The sequence below is a fragment of the Acaryochloris marina S15 genome, from assembly GCF_018336915.1.
GTDB lineage: Bacteria > Cyanobacteriota > Cyanobacteriia > Thermosynechococcales > Thermosynechococcaceae > Acaryochloris > Acaryochloris marina_A.
The window spans coordinates 2,120,254-2,142,356 of sequence record NZ_CP064923.1; the positions used below are offsets into that span (position 1 = coordinate 2,120,254).

Here is a 22,103-nt window from a genome sequence, read left to right on the forward strand (position 1 = left end):
CTAAGGTGCGATCGCATCCAACGCATCCCAGAATGCCTGCAGATCCTCGTAGTGAGGGAGAATCACTTTTGCCCCTTCAATTTTAAGTTGGTGAGCGGCTTCTCCGGTCGCAATGCCAATAAAAGGATATTTTAAGTTTTTCGCGGCTCGTACATCCCAAATGCCATCCCCCACATAGATCACATGGGTAAAAGTCTGTTGGTAGGTTGCTTGAGCACGGTCCAGGGCAATCTGACAAATACCTTCTCGTGAATCATGATCGTCTGCAAAGGCATATGGAATGTCCGCAAAGGGTAATCCCGCCGACTGCAGCTTAAACTGAACCGATGCAGTCCAAGCGCCACCTGCGTAGCAGATCTGATAATCCGGGGAAGCTTGCAACTGTTTCAGCAGGACATCAGCACCAGCAATAGGGAAAACGCCGCCCTCCCGGACAGCACCTTGGGCGAGTCGTTGCAACAATTGTTTTTGAAAGAGCGCTATTTCATTGGAGTCAGGTAAACGTCCTAACTGTTGTTCACAGATTTCCCGAAGAATACAGGCATCCGTGACATGGGTATAGGTGGCCCAATCTTCAGAGATATTCGTAATTCCAAAAATGTCTTGAACTGTTTGGACAAACGCCAGATCGTCGAGGTCATTGGAGGCCGTAAGGGTGCCATCAATATCGAACATTATCAGTTTCATGGTCTGAAGCTTATCTGGGAATTAGGTTGGATTTATTAGCATATCGTTACTTTTGTTCAATGTTTCGATGAACAGAATGAACGCCCATTTTAAGGCTGCTTTAGCCCAGAAGACGTCATATTCCTGGGGCAGACTTTATCCGTTCTGGAAAGGTTGCCCTATTCGTTACCCCTCAACTTTATTCATTCTTTTACTGTTGAAAGTATATTTATCTTTACTCAGTAAGGCTTCTAGCCCTTATCGATGGAGAAGGACTTTTAAAAGTGCAGGTTATATTAAAAGAGGTATTTATCTCGATACCAAATAATTCCTAGGGTTTGCTGATGATGACAAATAATAAAGAGGTAGGTCCCATCTTGGGGACCGAAAACCTATTGAGCATTCTGTTAAGTGGATCGGAGACTTGGAATGATTGGCGGATTAAAAATCCGACCATCCCGGTTAACTTGTTTAAAGCCAATCTCAGTAATGCACTGCTCCGAGGCGCAAATTTTGCTAACGCAGATTTTCGTAAAGCTAAACTGTTTCGAGCGGACTTACGGGCAGTGTGCCTCTATCGGGCTGATCTGAGGGGCGCCAATCTTAAAGGTGCCAATCTGTTTGGTGCCAACCTGAGTGGAGCCAACCTGAGTGGTGCGAACCTCAGTAATGCCATGCTTTACTGTGCCAATCTTGGAGGGGCCAATTTAAGAGGCACCATTTTAGACAGTGCAAACTTGATGCGAGCTAACTTCAGCCATGGAGATCTTCGGAATGCCATTCTTCGGAATGCCAAACTCCAAGGCACTCACTTTGAGGGGACTCGTATGTTGCGCACTGACTTGGATGAGATTAACCTCAGCAAGGTCCAGATCGATGGGGTTCACTTAATGGATGTTGATATCAACCATTCTGCGATGGAAGATGCTGCCGTTACGGGCATCCTCATTAGCTGATATCGATCTTGGGCATCTGTTCAGAGAAAACATCATAACGGGTGACCATTCCTAACGGTTTGGTCACCCCGTTTGACTTTCTCTCTAGCAATGAATCTCCGCTGTATCTGATGACCAGACTAAGAATTTAGACCTATAACTTTGAGCCAGTTAGAGTACCGTTGCTCTGCTCCCATCATCACATTTTTCATCAACTCGCGTAATTGGTCTGATACCGGACGGTGTGCTGGCAGTTTGTAGGTTTCAATTTCCAACACGGGTGAGATTTGAGCTGCTGTGCCACAGAGAAAGACTTCATCTGCAATAAACAGTTCAGACTTGTCCACTGGACGCTCAATCACAGGAATCTCTAGATCCTGTGCCAGTGTGATGATGCTGGCTCGGGTAATGCCTTCTAAAATGTCCTGATCAACACTGGGGGTAATCAATTGGCCATTTCTGACCAGAAATAAATTCATGGCCGATGCCTCGCTGACCTTACCCTGAGAGTTCATCAAAATTGCTTCATCAAACCCTGAAGCAACCGCTTCTGTTTTTGCTAGGGCTGATGCAATATATGCAGCACTCGACTTGCCTCGCAGGGGCTGGCTGCGATCTTCCTGTCGTAGCCAAGAGCTGATTCGACATCGTACACCGCCTTGGTGCAAGTAATCTCCCATTTCTAGGCCATAGATTAACAGGTCTTTGTCGACATCATGGAGTCGGGGTGCAATGCCCAGGCTTGAGGTGTAGATCAACGGCCGGATATAGAAGGAGGTTTGGGGCTGGTTGCGGCGAACAAATTCAACAAATGTTGCTTCTAGGTCGATGGGGTCAATATCGGTATTGAGATATTTAGCACTCTGACTCAATCGCCGACAGTGATCCGTAAGACGAAACAACATCATCTGTTTGGAGTCATGGGGAGAGGGCACTCCTCGAATTCCACCTAGGACAGAGGTGCCGTAGTGAAGCGCGTGGGTGGCAATGGAAAGTTGGGCTTCAGGAAAGGGGCAGAATTTTCCTGCCAAGAAAGCTATGGGCAGAAATTCTGGAACAGGAGTCGCTGCTGGTAATTCGGGTTGAGTGAGGAGTGTCATGATACAGCACTTGCAAAAGGTTCACGATGAACTTTAAAATAGCACCACTCTTTAGTGGTGTCATCTAATGAGCGATGCCCAGTACTTAGAAAGCCTTGTAGATTTGGGATTGACTCGGTATCAGGCCGCTGTCTATTTGGCTCTGATGGATCGGCAGGACTTTACGCCTGCTCAGATTGCGACCCGTGCTCAAGTTCCTCGGCAGCGGATTTATGATGTCTTGGCATCACTGTGCGATCGCGGTTTATGTCTCGAACGCCATTCTGGTCGGCAACGGATTTTCCAAGCTGTGGATCCGTCCCAGGCTCTACCCACCCTGCTGCAAGAAAAACAGAAACAATTCAACGCCGAACTTCAGCGACAAGAACAACAGACGCATCTTGCCATCAACGCCCTTGCCCCCCTGTATACCCAAGGCCACAACACCCAAGATCCTCTGGCTTATATTGATGTCATCTCTGAGCCGAATCGGATTACGGACTGTGGCGTTAAACTTTCCCAAGCGGCCCAATCCTCGATCAGTGTTTTCTTCACCTACCCGTCTTTACTGAGTCATGAAAACGGGCTCACCCTCGTGCAAGATCCACTTCAGCGCGGTATCTGCTATCGTACGATCTACGAACACAACATCTGGCAAGATCCCAGTAGCCAAGATTTTATTCGCCAGTGCCAAGACTGGGGGCAGCACGTTCGTTTTGTGAATGAGGTGCCGTTCAAAATGCAGCTTTTTGATCAGAAAATTACATTACTTTCTCTGCAGGACCCCTTATTGGGAACGCCTAGCTTTACGGCCTTAAATATTACCCATCCAGGACTAGGGGGAATGCTCAATATTGCCTTTGAATCCTTGTGGGCACAGGGCACATCTGAACCTCTACAGACTTAATTCAACGGATTTATAGTGTCTCAGAAAGCTGATGGGCAACTTACCCAGAAGCCTTTTACAAGACAACGGACTTCTCTCAACGATAAATTTAGGATTCTGAAAAGAAAGTTTACGTTGAGTCCCTTAAATGATAGGTTTAGAGATGGCGAAATCATACGTCTAAGCTGCGCGTAAAAGCAGTTATAACAGTCATCACAACTAGAGTAGGCGTGAGCATGGTCACCACCGCGAATAAGAATACTGGTTACATTTCTCAAATTATTGGTCCTGTTTTGGACGTTGAATTCCCTAGTGGGAAGTTACCCAAGATTTATAACGCCTTGAAGGCAACAGGTAAGAATTCTGCCGGAGACGATGTTTCTGTCACTTGCGAAGTACAGCAGCTTTTAGGCGACAACCAAGTCCGCGCTGTGTCCATGAGTTCCACGGACGGTCTTGTCCGAGGCATGGAAGTTACAGATTCGGGTGCCCCCATCCAAGTGCCCGTGGGTAAAGCAACCCTAGGCCGTATTTTTAACGTCTTGGGTGAGCCCGTAGACAATCAAGGAGAGGTGGGTACTGACGAAACTTTCCCCATCCATCGTCCTGCACCTAAACTTACAGAGCTTGAAACCAAGCCTTCCGTGTTTGAAACAGGCATCAAGGTGATTGACCTGTTAACCCCTTATCGTCGAGGCGGCAAAATTGGTCTCTTCGGTGGTGCTGGTGTAGGCAAAACCGTGATCATGATGGAATTGATCAACAACATTGCCACCAACCACGGTGGTGTGTCTGTGTTCGGTGGCGTGGGCGAACGGACTCGTGAGGGCAATGATCTCTACAACGAGATGATGGAGTCCGGGGTTATTAATAAGGACAACCTCAATGAGTCCAAAATCGCCCTGTGTTATGGCCAGATGAACGAGCCACCCGGAGCCAGAATGCGGGTGGGTCTTTCGGCATTGACCATGGCCGAGTATTTTCGTGATGTTAACAAGCAAGACGTGTTGTTGTTCATCGACAATATCTTCCGATTTGTGCAAGCGGGTTCTGAAGTATCAGCCTTGCTAGGCCGGATGCCTTCCGCGGTGGGATATCAGCCTACCCTAGGTACAGACGTGGGTGACTTGCAAGAGCGGATTACGTCCACTACAGAAGGGTCTATTACCTCCATTCAGGCGGTATATGTCCCTGCTGATGACTTGACTGACCCTGCTCCTGCGACAACATTTGCTCACCTAGACGGAACCACCGTTCTGTCTCGTGGTTTGGCTTCTAAAGGGATTTACCCCGCTGTGGACCCCTTGGATTCTGCCTCCACCATGTTGCAACCCGGTATTGTCAGCGACGAGCACTATGACACTGCTCGGGCTGTGCAATCTACCTTGCAGCGTTATAAAGAATTACAAGATATCATCGCCATTCTAGGCTTGGATGAATTGTCTGAAGATGATCGTCTTGTGGTTTACCGCGCCCGGAAAATTGAACGTTTCCTCTCTCAGCCTTTCTTTGTTGCTGAAGTGTTTACAGGTTCTCCTGGTAAGTACGTCTCTCTTGAGAAAACCATTTCTGGTTTCAACAAGATTCTTTCTGGTGAATTAGATGATTTACCAGAGCAAGCTTTCTATCTGGTGGGTGACATTGATGAAGCCATTGCCAAAGCTGAAAAAATGAAAGCCGAAGGCAAGTAAGGAGGCATTATGTCACTAACAGTACGAGTCATTGCTGCCGATAAGACGGTGTGGGACTCTGCGGCTGAAGAAGTCATTCTGCCCAGCACCACTGGCCAACTCGGTATCCTATCAGGTCACGCACCATTACTCTCGGCTCTTGATGTCGGGGTAATGCGGGTTCGACCTGGTAAAGACTGGGTTTCCATCGCTCTCATGGGTGGCTTCGTTGAAGTTGAAAATGATGAAGTGATTATTTTGGTGAACGGTGCTGAGCGCGGTGACGCCATTGATCGGGAAGAAGCCCGCTCCACTTTATCTGCTGCTCAAACTCGATTAGATCAATCAGAGCAAAGCGAAGATAAGCAAGAGCGTTACGAAGCACAACGTGACTTCAAACGCGCCCGTGCTCGACTTCAAGCCTCTGGCGAAGTCGTCAAAATCTAAGTTTCATTGGTTGTTGACTGTTCTGAGCCTTGCTATTGCAAGGCTCAGTTCTTTTTTATGGAATTTACCCAATAATTAACCCGCTGAATGACGGCTCTATGGCCAGCTCAAATTCCGTGGCGATGTTAGGAATGAGGTTTATTGTTAGTCAAAAAAGTTAGAACTTTCTTGGGTTGATAGACTCAAACATAAGATGTGGAAGCATCAATCAACCAACGGATTTCTGTTCTATCTTCTAACATTAGGCGTTCCCACTTCCTAAAAGTGATGTGATTGAGCAAGGTATAGAAGAGATAACCTATTCATCAGACCATGTGGAAGATTAGTTATTGAGTCTGTTTCGGATAGGTAACCAAGAATAGAGTATAGAAGAATAAAATAAAAATGCTATGAAAAATTATGTGTCCATCTAAACTATTTCTTACCCTCCAATAATTCCATATTTCATAGGAATTGCGAGCGGGGATAGCAAAGACAATCAGCTGGCAATACGTTCCATCAATCCAAGCCAATATAGTTATTCCGTAAAATATCGTTCTGAGCCAAAGAGGACAAAGAGTATTTACTGCTTTAAAAGAATCCTGCTCACGGCTATATATGGAGATTAAATGGCAGGCAACGACGAATAATGGAGCCATGAAAAATAGTAAAACTGTACGATGCCAGTTAATTAAATCTTTTGCCTGTGAAATATTTTCTGATAGTGGCGTGATTATCTCGACATAAGTTTTTACATGATGCCACAAGAAAACTAATGTCATAGAGGACAAAAATAATCCTGTAAATCTGAGTGTTTTGATAACTCTGTTATCGGTAAGCATTGACTTAAAATACAGAATTTCCTGTGTAGACTTGCAGCAGTTTTTTGAACAGACTGCTGCAAGTTTTGTATTTACTATTGCTGGGAATCCACATCTCCTAAATTAAAGAGAAATGGGATGCTGTTATTGCCTTTTCCGTCCATAACTAGAACCTTGGGCATTTGGGCACCCCCTTCACGCCAGGCGGCGATCGCTTCTTTTTGGAGTACTAGCTTGCCTCCTTGGCTTTTTAAGGTTTCAGCCAAGAGGCGCTGAGCTTCGGCTTTACCTTTGGCGCGGTTAATTTCCGCTTGGGCCTGGGCTTCGGCTTTCTTCGCATCAAAAATGGCTTGTTTGGCCTGCTGTTCAGCAATTTGCTTGGCTTCAACGGCCTCATTAAATTTAGGGCTAAAGCTGAGGTTTTCAATGGCACTGCCCTCAAAATTGATGCCAAAGCTAGATAGCCGTTTGGTCATGCCTTCGTCAAAGGCTTGACGAAGCTGCTCACGCTTAGTAATCGCTTCTTCAGCTGTATATTGAGCACTGGATGCCTTAAATGCTTCTTGGGTTAGGGATCTGACCTTAGCTGTAACTTGAGACATGGTGCCAATACGGGTTCTAGTATTGGCTAGTGGACCTGGATCGATGGTGTAGAAAACCGTTAGTTCGGCGGTGAGGTCTTGTAAATCTTTGGTTGCGGCTGCTGCGGGGAACTGCTCTTGTTGGATGTTGGCATCGTAAACATCAATCCCGCAAAATAAAGGACATTTGAGGTTCAGACCACTTTGGACCGCTCCTTTTTGGACTTTGCCTAAGAACTTGTAAACACCAATTTGGGTGGGTCCTAGAATTTGAAAAGTATTGACACCCACTAAAGCTATAAACAGTCCTAGCCCGGTTTTCCAATTCAACCAACCAAGAGTGTTTTTGACATTATTCATTTGTTTGTCTCCAATGAACCTTCAAGGTTCAAAAGCTGTATAAATTCAATCGACGCTGACGAAGTGGCGTTTCTATGGGTTGATAAGCAAGGAAAATTATCCTTAGAAATTTGGGCTTATTCGTACTGGCCCAACGTTAATCTGCTGTTAGAAAAGGCTGTGATTCAAATCTTGAAAGCTTGGCAACGACTGCATTGGGGAATCCTTGCAGTTGCTGTTGGAAGCTCTGGACGGCCTGGTTATATCGCATTCGTTCTACGGCCAACCGATTTTCTGTACCAGTGATTTCATACTGGAGGTTGATATAAAGTTGGCTGGATTTTAGAGCTGAATGGTTCAGGGCATAGGTTTGAAACTGATCAATGGCCTGATCTATTTTTTCTATTGCATCCTGCTGCTGTTCAAGACTGCGGGCCTCTAAGTAGGCTTGCCGCGCCTCGATGAGTGCTGTCACTAGGATGCTTTCGTGGGTGGTGTAGGCTTGGGTGACTTTGACCAATTTAGGGATTAAATCTGCTCGTCGCTGACGTTGGTTCTCGACTTGCGCCCAAGCAGCTTCTACCTGAATTTTATGATTGGTAATCGCGTTGTATGTGGTAAAGATCCATCCTACGCCTCCCATTATAGCAATTGAGCCGATAAGCAGCCATTGACTTAACCACCGTCTAATATACTGCCTTTTTTTCTCTTTTTTGGTGTTTTTGGCTTGAATTTCTGCAATGGCTTGAGGAATATACTTCGCTGAAATCCCTGCTTCTTCTGCTGCTGCTTCCAACTCTGCTAGTGAGTAGCGTTCTAAGTTAGCAGAGGCGTATTGAGAGGCTAACTCAAAAATTGCAGGGGCTTCATTGGCAGGAATATTTTGCTTGTCAGGTCTCATTGTTTCCATCTCTTGAGAAATAGTGATTTACCAACCCCCGCCAGCACCACCCCCGCCACTGCTTCCACCACCAAAACCACCCCCACCAGAACCCCCACTGGAACCTCCGCCACTGCCTCCCCCTCCGCTATAGCCACCGTAACCGCCATAACTACTGGTAGAGCTAGAACGTGATCGGACTGGTTTTAGACGAGGTGTTTTCTCTTGAAATTCTTTGTAGAGGCCACAACAGACGCACATTTGCGTAATCAATTGCTTCCCACATTCTTTTTCTGTTGCTTCTTCCAAGATTTCTGTGGCATGTCGGGTGGTGTATTCCTCGCAATTAGAACATTCTCGAAAAGAAATCTGGTTCCAAATATAGGCGCGGATATGAATTGAATCTGAAGCATTAGGACAAGACGATGAACACTTCCAACCCATAAACTTAACGCTACCCATTTTTTGAGCGGTTTGTTCAATGGTGGTGAGGTGGGGCGAAAGTATTTCAGCATTCACTTTTTTGAGGCTTTTCTGGCAATAGATACAGCGGGGTGGTGTACTTCTCAAGTCATTGCTGTATTCCTCCCGAGAAACACGAGATCGTTTCCCTGGTTTCAGTAATGCTCCTTTTTTTCGATTAACCAGAAAACTCATGCCGCCTATGAATCCACCACCGCCTAAGACCCATAAAATCCAAGAGAAGTCAGAACTGTCTTGAGATGTGTTGGGTATTGGATTAGAAGACACGGTGACTGATGAATCAGAGCCGAGATGGGTCACTAAAAGCTGAGTCCCTTTCAAGGTTCCTTGATCAAAGTTGCCAGTCTTAAATTTGGGGAGAATCTGCTGGTCAATAATGCGACCCACTTTGGCATCGGGCAAAATGGCTTCGATGCCATAACCAGTTTCGATTTCAACTCGACGGTCACTTTTGGAAATCAGGAATAGTACACCGTTGTCCTCCTCTTTTTTACCAATACCCCAGTGGTTAAATAGGCTGGTGGCAAAGGCTTTGGGTGAAGCTGATGGGGCTGTATTGGTAACAGTCACCACAGCAATTTCGCTACCATTCTTAGCTTCTAAATCAGTAATCAGTTGATTGAGTTTGGCTTCGGTTTGGGGACTGAGGACATTTGCCATGTCTGTAACCCAGGCTCCATTTTGCTGACGAGGATTGGGGACTTGTTTGTAGGGAACTGCCCGGGCTGTAAGGGGAAAAGTTGTGATGCCAGCAAGGCAACCACTGGCTATGGCAGCCCTAAGGCTAATACTTTTATAAGTGCTGGGATATGTCGTTTTCATTCTGGACGTTCCTGAACTGGATAAAGAGTTAAAGATCTCCCAAAAAAAACTCAATGAGGTTTTCCTATTTACCTCTGTCACCTCTGCTGAAATCATCTGAGTCCCCATAGTCACTGGAACTGCTGTGATAGCTATCTGAATCCTTACGGCTATGACTATCGTTATGTCTGCTGGTTAGGCTCATCTTTACCCGTCTGATGATGCCAAGGCCAAAACCTAAGAAGAAGAGTGAAGGTAGCCACGCCCAAGGATGCCTTGGGGAAGAGCGGAGTTTACGATTGGTCGGAGTCGAATATGGAGTGGTGTCAGCTCTGAGGTGAGACTTTAGGTCAGTCTTGGAGGTTGTTGTGAGAAAACCAGTAACAGTGGGAGTGGATAGTGCCAAATAAGGATCTTGGCTGATTGCTCGCTGATGGAGTGTTGCTGATAGGGCAATCTTCTGATGAAGCCGGTGAGGCTGGGGAATTTCCTCGATGGTGGCGGGATAGGTGGCAATACCTGAAGGGTAACCACCAGCTATCGCAATTCCAGTCCCAATGCCGATGACCTGGCAAGTTCTAAACCTTATTGTTTTCATTTGATAGTCTCGTGAAATCTATTAGGGACAAGGTCCCTGAAGTAGTGACAACGTGGTTTTTGAACTGGGAATAAAGTGTTAGAAGGAAAGTGCTCAATTTTCTGTTGTGCTTCCCAATAGGAAAATTGAGCTGACTGGGAGAACGGCTTACCAATCTCCACCATCGCCGCCCCCATCACTGCTTCCACCACCGAAATCGCTACTATCGTTATAGTTCCCATAATCGCTATGGCTGCTAGAATCGCTGCTACAGTCGAACCAGGTGTTGCTGCTGCTCCGATTCCCACTGGACTGATTGGCTAGAATTCGCCAAAAAATAATGCTGCTAAAGCCTAGAATGCCGATCAGCACAATCCAGTCAGTAGAATCTTGATTCGAAGAACGGGGTTGGCGACGATTCGAGTTTGATGCCACAGCAATCGATTGATCGATATGGAAAGAGGAAAATGCCAGTGGTTGTTGGGAAACTTGTCTTGGAGACAAACCCGTGGCTATGATTGTCGAAGGTGGAGTGAGGGCTGAATCGTAACCAATACCGATAGCAGGTTGATGATCCATTTTGGTTTCTATGACTGGATGCAACTGAAGGGGAGCGACAGCTCCCTGGTGGACAGATGCTGCAGCGCAAAGGGGAACGGTTGCGATCGCAACAACAATACCAACACCCATAACTTTGTGGGGAGAATACTTTATAGATTTCATTTGGAAATCCTCTGGCAATAAAATCAATAGGCGAACTAAATGAGTTCTACGACTGCTGTCGTTGAAATGTGTGCAGATTATTTTGGCTAGACAGGACCTGACCGATAATTGGGTGATAGGTCTGCTCGTATTGGCTAACCCTATGTGTGGGATGAAATAAGGACTCTACATACTGGCGGCAGTCTGCCCGATTGAGTTGGAGGGCTGCTGGAATTTTGTGGACAAACTCACTAATGGTGGAGCAGATAAACCCAGATTTACCGTCTGCAATGATGTCTGGGACCGGGCCACAGTTCATGGCAATCACGGGGGTGCCGCAGGCCATCGATTCCAACATTGCTAGGCCAAAGGGCTCATCCCAGATAATGGGGAAGACGGCGACGGCTGCCTTGGCGAGAAGATCTGCTTTTTGGGCATGGTTGACTTCTCCGAGATACTGAATGTGCTGGCCGTCAATGTGAGGTTTGATCTGTTGATCGAAAAAGTCTTGCTCGGAAGGGGCAATTTTGCCTGCCATTTTTAGGGGCAATCCGGCATGTTGGGCAATTGCGATCGCAAACTGCGGACCTATCTCTGGAGCCATTCGTCCGACAAAGGCAATGCAAGGCGGGGTCTGGCATTCAGCCGCAAAGGGATATCGAGATAAGTCAATGCTGTTGTGAATTGTATCAATGTAATTGAGGTGGGGCATCGTTGGTTTCTGGGCCTCACTAATGTTGATCATTGGAAGTTGAGGACAGTGTGCAAAGAGTGGGTGATTACTGACCTGATGTCCTCGTTGGACTAATCCTTCTGTTAGGACACTAATGACACTTTCTATACCGCCATGCGCTTTCCCAGAGTGGTGAAACCTGGGCGATATGCAGGGGGGCTGTTTGTAGGTGAGGGGGCATACATTGCTCCTCTTGATGTGACAGGAAAGGGACTGTGAGCTATAAAACCCTATCTCAATCTCTTCCTCACATAAGATATCTCTTTTATGTGAGATTTGTCAATGATTTTTCTCACATGAAGCTTTTGCAGCTGATCTTGGATAGAGTCTTCATCATGCCTGATGCCCATACTAGCTATAGCTTGAATAGCTAGTATGAGCTTGGGTAACAGGGTTTTACTTGAACTACTCTATAGACCTAACAATAAAGAAGATACAGAGGTTCTCACTTAGTTGAGATCTGCCTCACATAGAAAGTTGTGAAATGGGGATAGAATGAAAAGGATCTGATTTATGTGAGTTTGTTGGAGTGATTCCTCCAGAGTTCTTGAGTGATATAGCCACTCAACAAGGTGTATCCAAATCTGAATTAGCTGCCCTCAAGCTTGGAATAGCAGGGTATTCCACTGCTGATATTGGTGAACAGCTGGGGATTAGTGGGGATGCAGCCCGCAAGCGCCTAAGTGAGGTCTATCAGAAATTTGGGATTGCTGGGCGAGGCCCTGTCAAACTCACAAAACTCCAACAACTCCTGGTTGCGCGTTACCAAGAAGCCCTTGAGAATGGAAAGGTGGCTGCAAATGCTGTGGAGCTAGAGCAGGTTGATTGGGGCAATGCACCCGATGTGTCCGTGTTTTATGGCCGCACTGCAGAGTTAGAAAAACTAGAGCGATGGATTATTCATGATCATTATCGTTTGTTGGCACTCTACGGAATTTCGGGGATTGGCAAAACCACCCTGTCCGTAAAGTTAACCCAACGACTGCAACCCCATTTCGAAAAGATTTTTTGGCGTTCGCTGTACTATGCGCCACTCCTGCAAGATTTACTGATCGAACTGACGACTTTTCTTCAGGGTTCGCCACTGGACCCGCCTCTCGCGACTGTTTCAGAACAAATGGATTGGGTGATGGATTATCTGCAACATCATCGATGCTTGCTCGTCTTGAACGGTTTAGAATCCTTTAGTCGTAAGGGAGATCTGGCGGGGAATTATCAACCGAATTACGAAAACTACAGTCAGTTTATTCATCTGTTGGGAACGGTGCCCCATCAAAGCTGTGTCGTCACTACGAGTCAAGAGAAGCTGAGTGAGGTCGCCTATCTGGAAGGCCAAACCTTGCCTGTGGGTTCTTTTAAATTGCGTGGATTGGAATTGGAGGAGGCAAAAGCTATTCTCCTAAACAAGGGGCTGACAGGAGAAGATAAATGGAAGTATCTTGTAGACGGGTATCGGGGCAATCCGATGATGCTTAAACTGGTCGCCGAAACCATCAAGGAAGTGTTTGGTGGCAATGTCAGTGACTTTCTAGACACTAGCTTATTCACCAGAGATATTCACAATTTTATAGAGCGAATTTTTGACCGTGTTTCGGAGCTAGAACGGAGAATTTTGTATATCCTGTCTGATCAAAGTGATGGGTTAGGTTTTAAGCAATTGCAAAGTCAACTCGCCACTATCAACGCTCAAGACTTAATGAGTGCTCTCTCGTCCCTTCGCCAGCGATCACTGATTGAACATGTGGATCAGGGATTTATTCTTCCGCCTGTGATCAAAGAGGTAACCCAACAAATTATGGTGTCTGAAGCCTAATCGATCGATGGTGTATTGTCCAAATTCTAAGTGCAAACAGCGGCAAAATCCTGCAACTGCAGAGAGCTGCCAAAGTTGCAAAACACCATTAATTCTCAACCATAACTATCGTCTGATTCGGCCTTTAGTGAATCTTGAACGATCGGGCAACACTGAAGTGTTTGAAATTGAGGATCTGCGCTGTACTCATCAGCCGAATCCAAGGCTAAAAGTCCTGAAGCTCCTCAAGTACAATGGCGGCGATCTAGAACGGTTGTTCAAACAAGAGGCGATCTATCTTCAAAGCCTTGACCATCCTGCTATTCCCAAAATTGATCACCAAGACTATGGGGACAACGGTTATTTTTCAGCTGTGGAGCCAGCCACTCATCGAAAAATCCATTATTTTGTGATGGAAAAGGTAGAAGGCAAAAATCTACGAGACTGGATACAGGATCAACCGACGATTGGTAACGACACTCTTTTGAAGTGGCTTCGGGAATTGCTGACTATTTTGGACTATCTGCATACCCAAAATATTTGGCATCGAGATATCAAACCCTCCAATATCATGCTGCAACCGGATGGACAGTTGGTATTGATTGACTTTGGCGCTGTGAAACAAATTCGGCCTCACCGTGAAGAAGCCGGTGATATTCCCCCTCGACCAGACATTACGGTTACAGATACCTGTGTTTTTGCTGCGGGATACACCCCCCCAGAACAAATGGATGGGAGAACGGTGCAGCAGTCCGATTTTTTTGCTTTGGGGCGGAGCTGTGTGCATTTACTCACCCAAATTCCTCCCTACAATCTGAGGGTTGATGATGGTGGGCAATTAGTCTGGCGAGAGAAAGTGCCTGACATTTCTGTGGTGCTTGCCGATTGGATTGATCAATTGATGTCTCCTTTGGTCAGAGACCGTCCTCAATCTGCGGCTGAAGTCTTGAGTCATATCCAATCAGAGAATATTCTGCCACCGCCTCAGACCCAAGATTCATCTGAAGGCGAGGTTTCATCAGGCTCTTCCCCTTGGGGCTCGTTGCTGAACCTTATTCTGTTCTCCATCCTGTTGATCAGTGGTCTGTTGTGGTGGCAGGCCCACGAAAATAGCCAACCTATTCAAGATACGAATCAACAAGTGCAGCACCCTCTTCCATCTCTACGACTAGGAAGGGGGATTTAGTAGTTGATAGGTTTCTGCTGTGGCTTTTCTCATGATTTTCTCGACAGCCTGATCGGTGGTGTCGGGATTGAGAGCTTGGCTGAGAGCAGCTTGCAAAATTTCAGAGGCTTGATCATATTCTGGAATGCGAGGTCGATCAATGGCTTTCGCAATTGCCTGTTGAACCTCAAGTGATTCTTGTTTGAGCACTGCTTTATGACTGGGGATAAACTGAGTTGCTTGGGTAAATTGGCGCTGAGCTTGCTCACTGGAAAAAAATTGAATGGCTCGCCAGGCTTGATCAGAGTGGTGTGTTTTTTTAGCAATGCCTAGGCCCCAACTCCCATTACAAGGTCCTCCTGGATGGTCCTGGGACTGTAATTGCATCGGCACGGATTTAACTGTTTTGTCGTTAGCCAGAAAAAACTTTGCCCTGGGCCAATGCCGCAGAAACATGCTTTTACCAGCCCTGAATTGAGTGAGAGATTCTGCTTCGCTATAGGTGAGGACACTGGTGGGAGATACCTTGCTTTTTAAGGTGCTGCGAAGAAACTGAATGGCCTGAAGGGCCTCAGGTTGATCGAGTCCTACCTGACGGGTTTCATCATCAATCCAGTAGCCCCCATGTCCTGCCAGTATTTCGACAAAGGTGGCAATCTTGCCTTCATACTGATCACCTTGCCATAGAAAGCCCCATTCCACGAGCTTCTTTTGTTTGAGGGTTTGGGAGATTTTCATTAAGTCAGTGAAGGTCTGGGGCGGTTTCTGGTAGCCTGCCTGAGAGAGCAAATCCGAGCGGTAATAGAGCATGCCCATATCGGAACGCAAAGGGACTCGATAGGACTTGCCATAATATTCTCCATCTTTGACGGATTGGGTGTTGAATTGCGATCGCATCTCCGTACCAAACCGCCCAGATAGATCTTGAAGACAGCCGCGAACCGCAAATTCAGGCACCCAAATCACATCGATATACACCAGATCAGGAGAACCTTGGGGCAAACAAGAGCCTTCTTTGAGCTGTTTGGATAAATACCCCCCAAGGTTTTTTGTGGTGGTTAGACGAATTTTAGTTTTGGGATGTTTGGCCTCAAAGGATTGAATTAAGGGTTGCCACGCTTGTGCTTCATCCTCCGGTACAAGCAAAGTCAGGACGACTGGGGGCCAAGTGAAATAGAGCAGCCCTAGCGCCAGCACTTGCAATGCTGCAATACCTAACCAAAAACGCCTTGCCATGAACCTTACTGCTCAATGATGGAAAACAGGAGAAAAACACGATTTCTGCCTATAGCTAGGATCTCATGATTCAAACCCTTCTCCTGGCCTGGGTTGACTCTAGGGTCTTATGCAAAATCTGCTGAATCGCTAGCGTAAGTTCCAGGCCCAATAAACGCTGGTCACTTTCAATCCTCGGGCTGTGTCTAAGGCGATAACTCTGAGGCCTCTCAGTTTGTCTACAAACCTTTGGTAGGGTGTGTTTCTGAGGGTTTTATCTAGGAGCGTATAGGTTTTGGCGTGGCTGTGATATTCTTGCTTGCCGTACAGAAGTGCCAGTTCGATCATATCGGTGGAAATGGCTCGTTGCTGCATGCGCCGTTTGGAATGGCTAGGGTCACTGATAGACCCAGACAGGAAAAAATCAGGCAATGAATCGATTCTAGAATCGTCTGTTAGTAGTTGATGCAGTTCATGAGCGAGTTTCATAACCGTGACCTAAGATCAGCTAAAGCTAGCTTAAATCTAGGCCCATCAGAGAAAAACGATTAAACTACGGAACTATTTGCACTGCCGTTCTATTCATTTACGTAGTAGTACTGATTGAGATCGGGTGAGGAATAACATAAATGCTGGGGGAACGGCAGGCCACTTGAGCCTGGATTTGTTCCTATGATGCCATGGTCAATGCTGGGCAGAGCAAGGTTGTTCATAGAACTCTATTTTTGGATGCGATTCCCACCAGTATGAAGCGTAAGGCCGGGGAAGTGTTGAGCCCAGTTGAGTCCATGAAAAAGACCCCATGTGAATAGACTGCTCTGAAGGGGGCAAGGCTAATTCCCTAGGCTGAAGTGCTTTTTGCAGGGATAGCAGCAGGTTGCGGGAAACAGATTTGGAAGGATGTCCCTGATTCTCGGTTGACGGTTAGGTTTCCTGAAATCTGTCGAGTCAAGGTTTTTACCATTCGCAATCCCAGGGTTTTGGAATGGGTGAAGGATACCTGCTCGGGCATTCCGATCCCATTGTCGGTAACCGTTAGTGTGATCTCTGATTCGGGTTGTTCCAGGATATGGATGGTGATTATTCCACTACTTTGTTCTGGAAAGGCATGTTTGAGGGCATTGGAAACCAATTCGTTGATAATTAGGCCACAGGGGACTGCGGTATCAATGTCGAGATAGATATTGGCAATCCCAATGTTGATCTGAGTGAGGCTGACTCTAGAGCGATAGGAACGCAAGAGGTTGTTCGTTAACTCTTTGACGTAAGTTTCTAGATTGATTTTGGAAAGATTTTTAGACTGGTAGAGATTCTCATGGACTAATGCCATGGATTTTACTCGATTTTGGCTCTCCTGCATCACTTCTGAAATATTAGTGTCAGGGTTTGCCTGAGTTTGAAGATTGAGCAAGCTACAAATGACCTGCAAGTTATTTTTGACTCGGTGATGAATCTCTTGTAGCATCACACTTTTTTCGGCCAGAGATTCAGATAGCTGCTGCTCAGAGACTTTGCGAGCACTGATATTTTGGATCTGAGTAATAAAGTGGAGGGGAAGGCCATTATCCTGGCAGACCAAGGAGGCACTGAGCAAAATCCAAACGTCATGCCCTTGTTTGTGGATATATCTTTTTTCCGTATGGTAATTGTTAATTTCTCCTGTCAGCAGTTGCTCCGCTGATTTTAGGTCTAAAGCTAAATCATCTGGATGGGTAATGTCTTGGAACGTCATGGAGAGTAATTCAGCTTCTGAGTAGCCGACGATGTTGCAGAGGGACTCATTGGCCTTGAGCCATTGACCGGCGGGTGAAATCAGGGCCATGCCAATCGCAGCTTGCTCAAAGGCGAGGCGAAAGCGTTCTTCACTTTCGCTGAGGGCGACTTCAATGCGATTTCGTTCTGTGACATCCACTGACACCGCCAGGGTACGAATAATGTTGCCGCTGGTATCTCGTTCTGCGATCGCAGACAACAATACATCAATCAACTCGCCATTTTTCTTCACCCACTGGTAAGGGATATCTCGGCAGGCACCCTTTTGAAAATATTGGGGTAGAACGAAATCACGGGCATAGTGTTGGGATGCTGATGTCAGAAAATCCGTCGAGGCTCGCCCCAACACTTCACTGCGGTCATAGCCCATTTGGGTCAGCCACGTATTACTGACACTGACCACTCTGCCGTCTTGGTCAATCGAGTGCAGCATGATTGGCGTGTTCTCATAGAGAGACCGATATCGAGCTTCACTAACAATGAGAGCCGTTTTTACCTGAGTCTGCTCACTAATATCTCGCTGAATCACCAGAATATGGGGGGATACACCGATTTCATCTGTAATCATCGAATAGGCACAATCGACAAACAGAGGCGATCCATCTCGACATCGGAATTCCAGGGTGTAGCGCCAATGTCCCTCCTTCAGCAAAATTTGCAATAATTGGGTATCAGTTAGGGGAGGAGCCGTAACCCAAAATTGATTTAAAGAACGATTCAAGAGTTCTGCTTCGGCATATCCCGACTTTTCCAGGACAGCAGTGTTAACTTGTTGAATCATGCCGTGCTTATTCAACACAAAAAGTAAATCTGGCGCAGACTCAAATAAAGATCGGTATCGATGCTCACTCGCTTGAAAAGCTGCCGTACTGAATTTGACCCGTTCTTCTAGTTCCTGATTGAGCTGTTGGAGCGCGAGTTCTGTTTGTTTGCGATCGCTAATATCCTCAACCACTGCAATAAAATAGTCAGGCTCTCCTGGAGCTGACGTGGCCAACGAGACCGTAACCTTTCCCCAGAAAATAGAGAAGTCTTGGCAAAGGTAACGTTTCTCACGGGAAAAAGAAGACCTTTGGGACAAGATCAATTGTTGAACCAGCCGTTGGTCTTCTTCACGATCATCCACATGGGTAATATCCAGAAATGAAAGCTGCAACAATTCAGATTGAGAATATTTCAGCAACTCACAAAATCGCTGATTGACGGCGCGAAACCGGCCTTGAAGACTGACATGGGCAATCCCTACAGCAGCCTGTTCAAACGTTGATTCAAAGTGAGTTTGGCAAGATTGCAGCATCACCGCATCTGCTTCCACCTGATGCTCTAAAGTGGAATTGAGGGCTTGCAGAAGCTGAATTCTCTCATTTTGGAGCTGATCAACTTGGTCTTGCAAGATCTCTAAAGTCGTATACATATCAGAGCCATTCAGCACGGATAGCATATTGCTTTGGGTGAGAACACCTGTTAACTGCCCAGCGGTATCTATCACCACCAGTCGTCTCACATGTAGCTTCTGCATGAATTGCTGAGCGTGCCACAGGGTATCTTCAATGGTCAAACATTCTAAGGGACTGCTCATGACTGCCTGGGCCTGGAGAGATTTTAGGTCCAGTTCTAGAGTCTGATACTGAACAATATCCCTTTCAGTGATAATGCCAATCGGATAAAGAATGGAATCAGCATCTTGAACGTCTGTTTGGACAATCACCACACAGCTAATTTGATGGGTGGCCATTATCTCTGCCACTTCCATCACAGAAGTTGAAGGAGAAGCCGTAATCGGTTGGGCATTCATTACTTCATGAACGGCCCGCATTTTCATTAATGTGCTGGGTTGGAGAGACTTCCGTAATCCCTCGGTTGTTATAACGCCAGTCACATGGGCTTGATCGTCGAGAATGGGGACATGACGAATATGATGTTGACGAAATAGACTGAGAACATTGAACGCATCCTTTAACTCAGAGGCTGGTAAGGTGATCAAATTCCGAGTCATCACATCAGCGATTTGGACAGCGTCAAAGTCTATCTCTTGAGCGCTTAACTTCACCACATCTCGTTCAGTAAAAATCCCTAATAATTGTTGCTGAACCATGATCAGCACATAGTTAACACGCTGGGGAGCTTTAGCCTCGAGAGGCTCAGATCCGGCCGCACAGGAGTCCGAACCCTGATTCATGCGGTTCAAAACGTCTCGTACAGAGGTATCGGGGGTACAAATAAGCGGATTTTTATCCACGGATTGTTGAAGAGCAACAATTCCAGATACTGGACAGGATAGGTTCCTCTCACCAATAGATATTGGATTTAACTGATTCGTCATCCGTAGATAGCTTTTCCCCCTGGTTAGTCATTTTTATTCGTTTTAAGATAAATATGACCTGATCCATCTTGAAAGCCTAAATTTATTGGCCCTAGATATATCTTATGCCTATTCAGAACAAAATTTAAAAGCTTGTTCACGCACTAATTTATCGACTTGTTCGCTCGTTAACGGTCGATCAAAGTAATATCCTTGCCCATATTCACAGCCCAAACTTTGAACAGCAGCGAGCTGTTCCGCGGATTCGATGCCCTCTGCAATCACATCCATCTTTAACGTATGGGCAAGCACCACAATCGTGCGGACAATCTCTACCCGATCAGCATTGCGATCGATATACTGAATAAAAGAGCGATCCACTTTTAGGGTGTCAATGTCATATTTATGCAAATAGCTGAGGGAGGAATAGCCCGTCCCAAAGTCATCGATATGAATGCGAAGGCCCAATGTTTTTAACTCCGATAAAATTTGGGCCGCAGACTCAGGATTCTCAATTAAGGCACTTTCTGTAATTTCTAGCTTCAGGCTAGTCGCTGGGCACTTCGTTTCCGTCAGGATTGCGGCAATTTTTTGGACTAAATCGGGACGCGAAAAATGACGACTGGAAAGATTGACGCTAACGTCTAACGTTCGCTCTGGGGGAAGTTGATCTTGCCACTTTCGTAACTGTTGGCAGGCTTCGCGGATAGCCCACAAATCTAAGGGCACAATCAGTCCGGTTTCTTCCGCCGTGGGGATAAACATTCCGGGTGGAATTAACCCCTTCTCTGGGTGTTCCCAGCGGGTTAGGGCTTCAAACCCAACAATCTCTTGATCCTGCAACGAGACGATGGGTTGGTAGTGCAACGTTAATTGCTGGTCCGTGATCACCCGCCGCAAGTCATTTTCTAGGGTTAATTGCCCTTTGACTTGGGTATGCATCACCGCATCAAAAACGGCATAACAGCCTTTGCCATTGGTCTTGGCCTGATACATGGCAATATCTGCATCCCGAATCAATTCTTCGGCGAGAGCATATCGAATATTGCTTTGGACAATGCCAATACTGGCCGAATTAAATAGATCGTAGTTGCCTAGCTCGTAGGGCGCACCCAATTCACGGTTGATCCGTTCTGCTAAGGTACAGACGCTATTAACATCTGCAATTTGCTCCAACAAAATTGCGAATTCATCCCCACCAAATCGAGCGACAGTATCGGTTGGGCGCAGGCATTTCTGCAACCGTTGAGCAGTGGCAATCAACAACTTATCGCCTACGGGATGTCCCAAACTATCATTGACCATTTTGAATCGATCTAAATCGACAAACAGTACTGCAAACTCATGATTGACATATCGTTTGCTCATATTGATTAAGTGCTGAAGCCGATCCATAAATAATTCGCGATTGGGCAAATTTGTTAATGAATCATAGTAGGCATGGTGAAAGAGTTGTTGGTTGGCTTCTAGACGCTCGGTAATATCCCGAAAAACAATGACTGCTCCATGGGACTGGTTTTGGTCGTCAACAATAGGGACCGCACTATCATCAATGGGAATTTCTTCTTGGTTTTTGGTGATCAAGTAGGTGTTGTCGGGCAAAACCACCTCTTGATGTTCTCGCAAGACTTGCTTGAGCGGGTTTTCTAGAATATTTTTGGCAGTGCCCGTAATCAGCGGAATCACATCGCTAACATCTTTGCCTAGAGCCTCGGCTTGTTGCCATTGGGTAATCGACTCAGCCACACGATTCATATAGGTCACCGACCCCTGATTATCCGTTGCTACCACAGCATCTCCAATGCTGGCAAGAATAGTGTGTAGCCAGGTTTTTTGCTGTCTAACTTCTTGATCGAAGTGATGTTTGTGGAGGGCAATTTCAATGCTGGTCCGCAGATCCATGGGATCAAAGGGTTTAAGAATATAGCCAAAGGGTGAGACCTGTTTAGCCTTGTTGAGGGTGTCTGCATCCGCAAACGCGGTTAAAAAAATAATGGGGATGTCGAGCTTGTCGGTAATCTTGGCCGCCGCTTGAATGCCATCAATGTTCCCTTTTAAGCGAATATCCATTAACACTAAATCGGGCTGTGCTTCCAGGGCCAAGAGAATCGCATCGGCACCGGTTTCGGCAATTCCAGGGACTTGATAGCCTAAATCGATTAAGTGACTTTCGATATCTAGGGCAATCAGTCCTTCGTCTTCAACCACCAAGATTTTGGCAGAGACCACGGGCGCAGGTCGTTTTTGTTGAGACAGAAGAGAAGACATAAATTCTTG

18 protein-coding genes are annotated in these 22,103 nt (G+C 46.3%); 6 read left to right on the top strand and 12 right to left on the bottom strand.

Going from position 1 to position 22,103, the window contains the following annotated elements; all coding sequences use genetic code 11:
• A complete protein-coding gene (locus tag I1H34_RS10380) occupies positions 1-687 on the bottom strand; it encodes an HAD family hydrolase (protein WP_212665547.1) in 687 nt (228 codons plus the stop codon).
• 323 nt (positions 688-1,010) lie between these two features.
• Between I1H34_RS10380 and I1H34_RS32760 the strand changes: the two genes are divergently transcribed.
• Positions 1,011-1,622, top strand: a complete 612-nt coding sequence (locus I1H34_RS32760; protein ID WP_283250059.1) for a pentapeptide repeat-containing protein — start codon at positions 1,011-1,013, stop codon at positions 1,620-1,622.
• Between the two features lie 119 nt (positions 1,623-1,741).
• Here I1H34_RS32760 and I1H34_RS10390 read toward each other — a convergent pair whose 3' ends face one another.
• A complete protein-coding gene (locus I1H34_RS10390; protein WP_212665548.1) occupies positions 1,742-2,701 on the bottom strand; it encodes a branched-chain amino acid transaminase in 960 nt (319 codons plus the stop codon).
• Positions 2,702-2,768: 67 nt separating this feature from the next.
• Between I1H34_RS10390 and I1H34_RS10395 the strand changes: the two genes are divergently transcribed.
• The 3 genes from I1H34_RS10395 to atpC all read left to right on the top strand — a co-directional run bounded on the left by I1H34_RS10395 (position 2,769) and on the right by atpC (position 5,683).
• Positions 2,769-3,587 (top strand): TrmB family transcriptional regulator, encoded by an 819-nt coding sequence (locus I1H34_RS10395; protein ID WP_212665549.1) that lies wholly within the window; start codon positions 2,769-2,771, stop codon positions 3,585-3,587.
• A gap of 215 nt (positions 3,588-3,802) precedes the next feature.
• The gene (gene atpD / locus I1H34_RS10400; RefSeq protein WP_212665550.1) at positions 3,803-5,257 is read left to right on the top strand and encodes a F0F1 ATP synthase subunit beta; all 1,455 of its coding nucleotides are present in this window, start codon (positions 3,803-3,805) and stop codon (positions 5,255-5,257) included.
• Positions 5,258-5,266: 9 nt separating this feature from the next.
• Complete coding sequence (gene atpC, locus I1H34_RS10405; RefSeq protein WP_212665551.1) at positions 5,267-5,683, top strand: ATP synthase F1 subunit epsilon; 417 nt, start codon at positions 5,267-5,269, stop codon at positions 5,681-5,683.
• A gap of 895 nt (positions 5,684-6,578) precedes the next feature.
• Here atpC and I1H34_RS10410 read toward each other — a convergent pair.
• The 6 genes from I1H34_RS10410 to I1H34_RS10435 all read right to left on the bottom strand — a co-directional run bounded on the left by I1H34_RS10410 (position 6,579) and on the right by I1H34_RS10435 (position 11,591).
• Positions 6,579-7,424: a prohibitin family protein gene (locus I1H34_RS10410; protein WP_212665552.1), complete on the bottom strand. Its 846-nt coding sequence runs from the start codon at positions 7,422-7,424 to the stop codon at positions 6,579-6,581.
• 136 nt (positions 7,425-7,560) lie between these two features.
• On the bottom strand, positions 7,561-8,304 hold the full coding sequence (locus tag I1H34_RS10415; RefSeq protein ID WP_212665553.1) for a LemA family protein: 744 nt from the start codon (positions 8,302-8,304) through the stop codon (positions 7,561-7,563).
• A 27-nt stretch (positions 8,305-8,331) separates the two neighbouring features.
• Positions 8,332-9,588, bottom strand: coding sequence for a TPM domain-containing protein (locus I1H34_RS10420; RefSeq protein ID WP_212665554.1), 1,257 nt, complete (start codon positions 9,586-9,588; stop codon positions 8,332-8,334).
• 64 nt (positions 9,589-9,652) lie between these two features.
• Positions 9,653-10,165 (bottom strand): hypothetical protein, encoded by a 513-nt coding sequence (locus I1H34_RS10425; RefSeq protein WP_212665555.1) that lies wholly within the window; start codon positions 10,163-10,165, stop codon positions 9,653-9,655.
• Positions 10,166-10,312: 147 nt separating this feature from the next.
• A complete protein-coding gene (locus I1H34_RS10430; protein WP_249369983.1) occupies positions 10,313-10,867 on the bottom strand; it encodes a hypothetical protein in 555 nt (184 codons plus the stop codon).
• A 46-nt stretch (positions 10,868-10,913) separates the two neighbouring features.
• A complete protein-coding gene (locus tag I1H34_RS10435; RefSeq protein ID WP_249369985.1) occupies positions 10,914-11,591 on the bottom strand; it encodes a glycosyltransferase in 678 nt (225 codons plus the stop codon).
• A gap of 517 nt (positions 11,592-12,108) precedes the next feature.
• Between I1H34_RS10435 and I1H34_RS10440 the strand changes: the two genes are divergently transcribed.
• A complete protein-coding gene (locus I1H34_RS10440; RefSeq protein ID WP_212665556.1) occupies positions 12,109-13,392 on the top strand; it encodes an NB-ARC domain-containing protein in 1,284 nt (427 codons plus the stop codon).
• A gap of 7 nt (positions 13,393-13,399) precedes the next feature.
• Positions 13,400-14,557 carry a serine/threonine protein kinase gene (locus I1H34_RS10445; RefSeq protein WP_212665557.1) on the top strand — a complete coding sequence of 386 codons (1,158 nt, stop codon included), beginning with the start codon at positions 13,400-13,402 and terminating at the stop codon, positions 14,555-14,557.
• Here the strand turns inward: I1H34_RS10445 and I1H34_RS10450 are convergent.
• The 4 genes from I1H34_RS10450 to I1H34_RS10465 form a co-directional block, all read right to left on the bottom strand.
• Positions 14,540-15,772, bottom strand: coding sequence for an extracellular solute-binding protein (locus I1H34_RS10450; protein ID WP_212665558.1), 1,233 nt, complete (start codon positions 15,770-15,772; stop codon positions 14,540-14,542). The genes I1H34_RS10445 and I1H34_RS10450 overlap by 18 nt on opposite strands.
• 129 nt (positions 15,773-15,901) lie before the next feature.
• Positions 15,902-16,240 carry a DUF4258 domain-containing protein gene (locus tag I1H34_RS10455; RefSeq protein WP_212665559.1) on the bottom strand — a complete coding sequence of 113 codons (339 nt, stop codon included), beginning with the start codon at positions 16,238-16,240 and terminating at the stop codon, positions 15,902-15,904.
• 352 nt (positions 16,241-16,592) lie between these two features.
• Positions 16,593-19,763, bottom strand: a complete 3,171-nt coding sequence (locus I1H34_RS10460; protein WP_212665560.1) for a PAS domain S-box protein — start codon at positions 19,761-19,763, stop codon at positions 16,593-16,595.
• 192 nt (positions 19,764-19,955) lie between these two features.
• Positions 19,956-22,094 carry a putative bifunctional diguanylate cyclase/phosphodiesterase gene (locus tag I1H34_RS10465; RefSeq protein ID WP_212665561.1) on the bottom strand — a complete coding sequence of 713 codons (2,139 nt, stop codon included), beginning with the start codon at positions 22,092-22,094 and terminating at the stop codon, positions 19,956-19,958.
• Between the last annotated feature and the right edge of the window lie 9 nt (positions 22,095-22,103).

Bases quoted from the DNA above. Each gene is read 5' to 3' on its own strand.
- I1H34_RS10380 (WP_212665547.1), bottom strand. From the start codon at position 687: ATGAAACTGATAATGTTCGATATTGATGGCACCCTTACGGCCTCCAAT.
- I1H34_RS32760 (WP_283250059.1), top strand. From the start codon at position 1,011: ATGATGACAAATAATAAAGAGGTAGGTCCCATCTTGGGGACCGAAAAC.
- I1H34_RS10390 (WP_212665548.1), bottom strand. From the start codon at position 2,701: ATGACACTCCTCACTCAACCCGAATTACCAGCAGCGACTCCTGTTCCA.
- I1H34_RS10395 (WP_212665549.1), top strand. From the start codon at position 2,769: ATGAGCGATGCCCAGTACTTAGAAAGCCTTGTAGATTTGGGATTGACT.
- atpD (WP_212665550.1), top strand. From the start codon at position 3,803: ATGGTCACCACCGCGAATAAGAATACTGGTTACATTTCTCAAATTATT.
- atpC (WP_212665551.1), top strand. From the start codon at position 5,267: ATGTCACTAACAGTACGAGTCATTGCTGCCGATAAGACGGTGTGGGAC.
- I1H34_RS10410 (WP_212665552.1), bottom strand. From the start codon at position 7,424: ATGAATAATGTCAAAAACACTCTTGGTTGGTTGAATTGGAAAACCGGG.
- I1H34_RS10415 (WP_212665553.1), bottom strand. From the start codon at position 8,304: ATGAGACCTGACAAGCAAAATATTCCTGCCAATGAAGCCCCTGCAATT.
- I1H34_RS10420 (WP_212665554.1), bottom strand. From the start codon at position 9,588: ATGAAAACGACATATCCCAGCACTTATAAAAGTATTAGCCTTAGGGCT.
- I1H34_RS10425 (WP_212665555.1), bottom strand. From the start codon at position 10,165: ATGAAAACAATAAGGTTTAGAACTTGCCAGGTCATCGGCATTGGGACT.
- I1H34_RS10430 (WP_249369983.1), bottom strand. From the start codon at position 10,867: ATGAAATCTATAAAGTATTCTCCCCACAAAGTTATGGGTGTTGGTATT.
- I1H34_RS10435 (WP_249369985.1), bottom strand. From the start codon at position 11,591: ATGATCAACATTAGTGAGGCCCAGAAACCAACGATGCCCCACCTCAAT.
- I1H34_RS10445 (WP_212665557.1), top strand. From the start codon at position 13,400: ATGGTGTATTGTCCAAATTCTAAGTGCAAACAGCGGCAAAATCCTGCA.
- I1H34_RS10450 (WP_212665558.1), bottom strand. From the start codon at position 15,772: ATGGCAAGGCGTTTTTGGTTAGGTATTGCAGCATTGCAAGTGCTGGCG.
- I1H34_RS10455 (WP_212665559.1), bottom strand. From the start codon at position 16,240: ATGAAACTCGCTCATGAACTGCATCAACTACTAACAGACGATTCTAGA.
- I1H34_RS10465 (WP_212665561.1), bottom strand. From the start codon at position 22,094: ATGTCTTCTCTTCTGTCTCAACAAAAACGACCTGCGCCCGTGGTCTCT.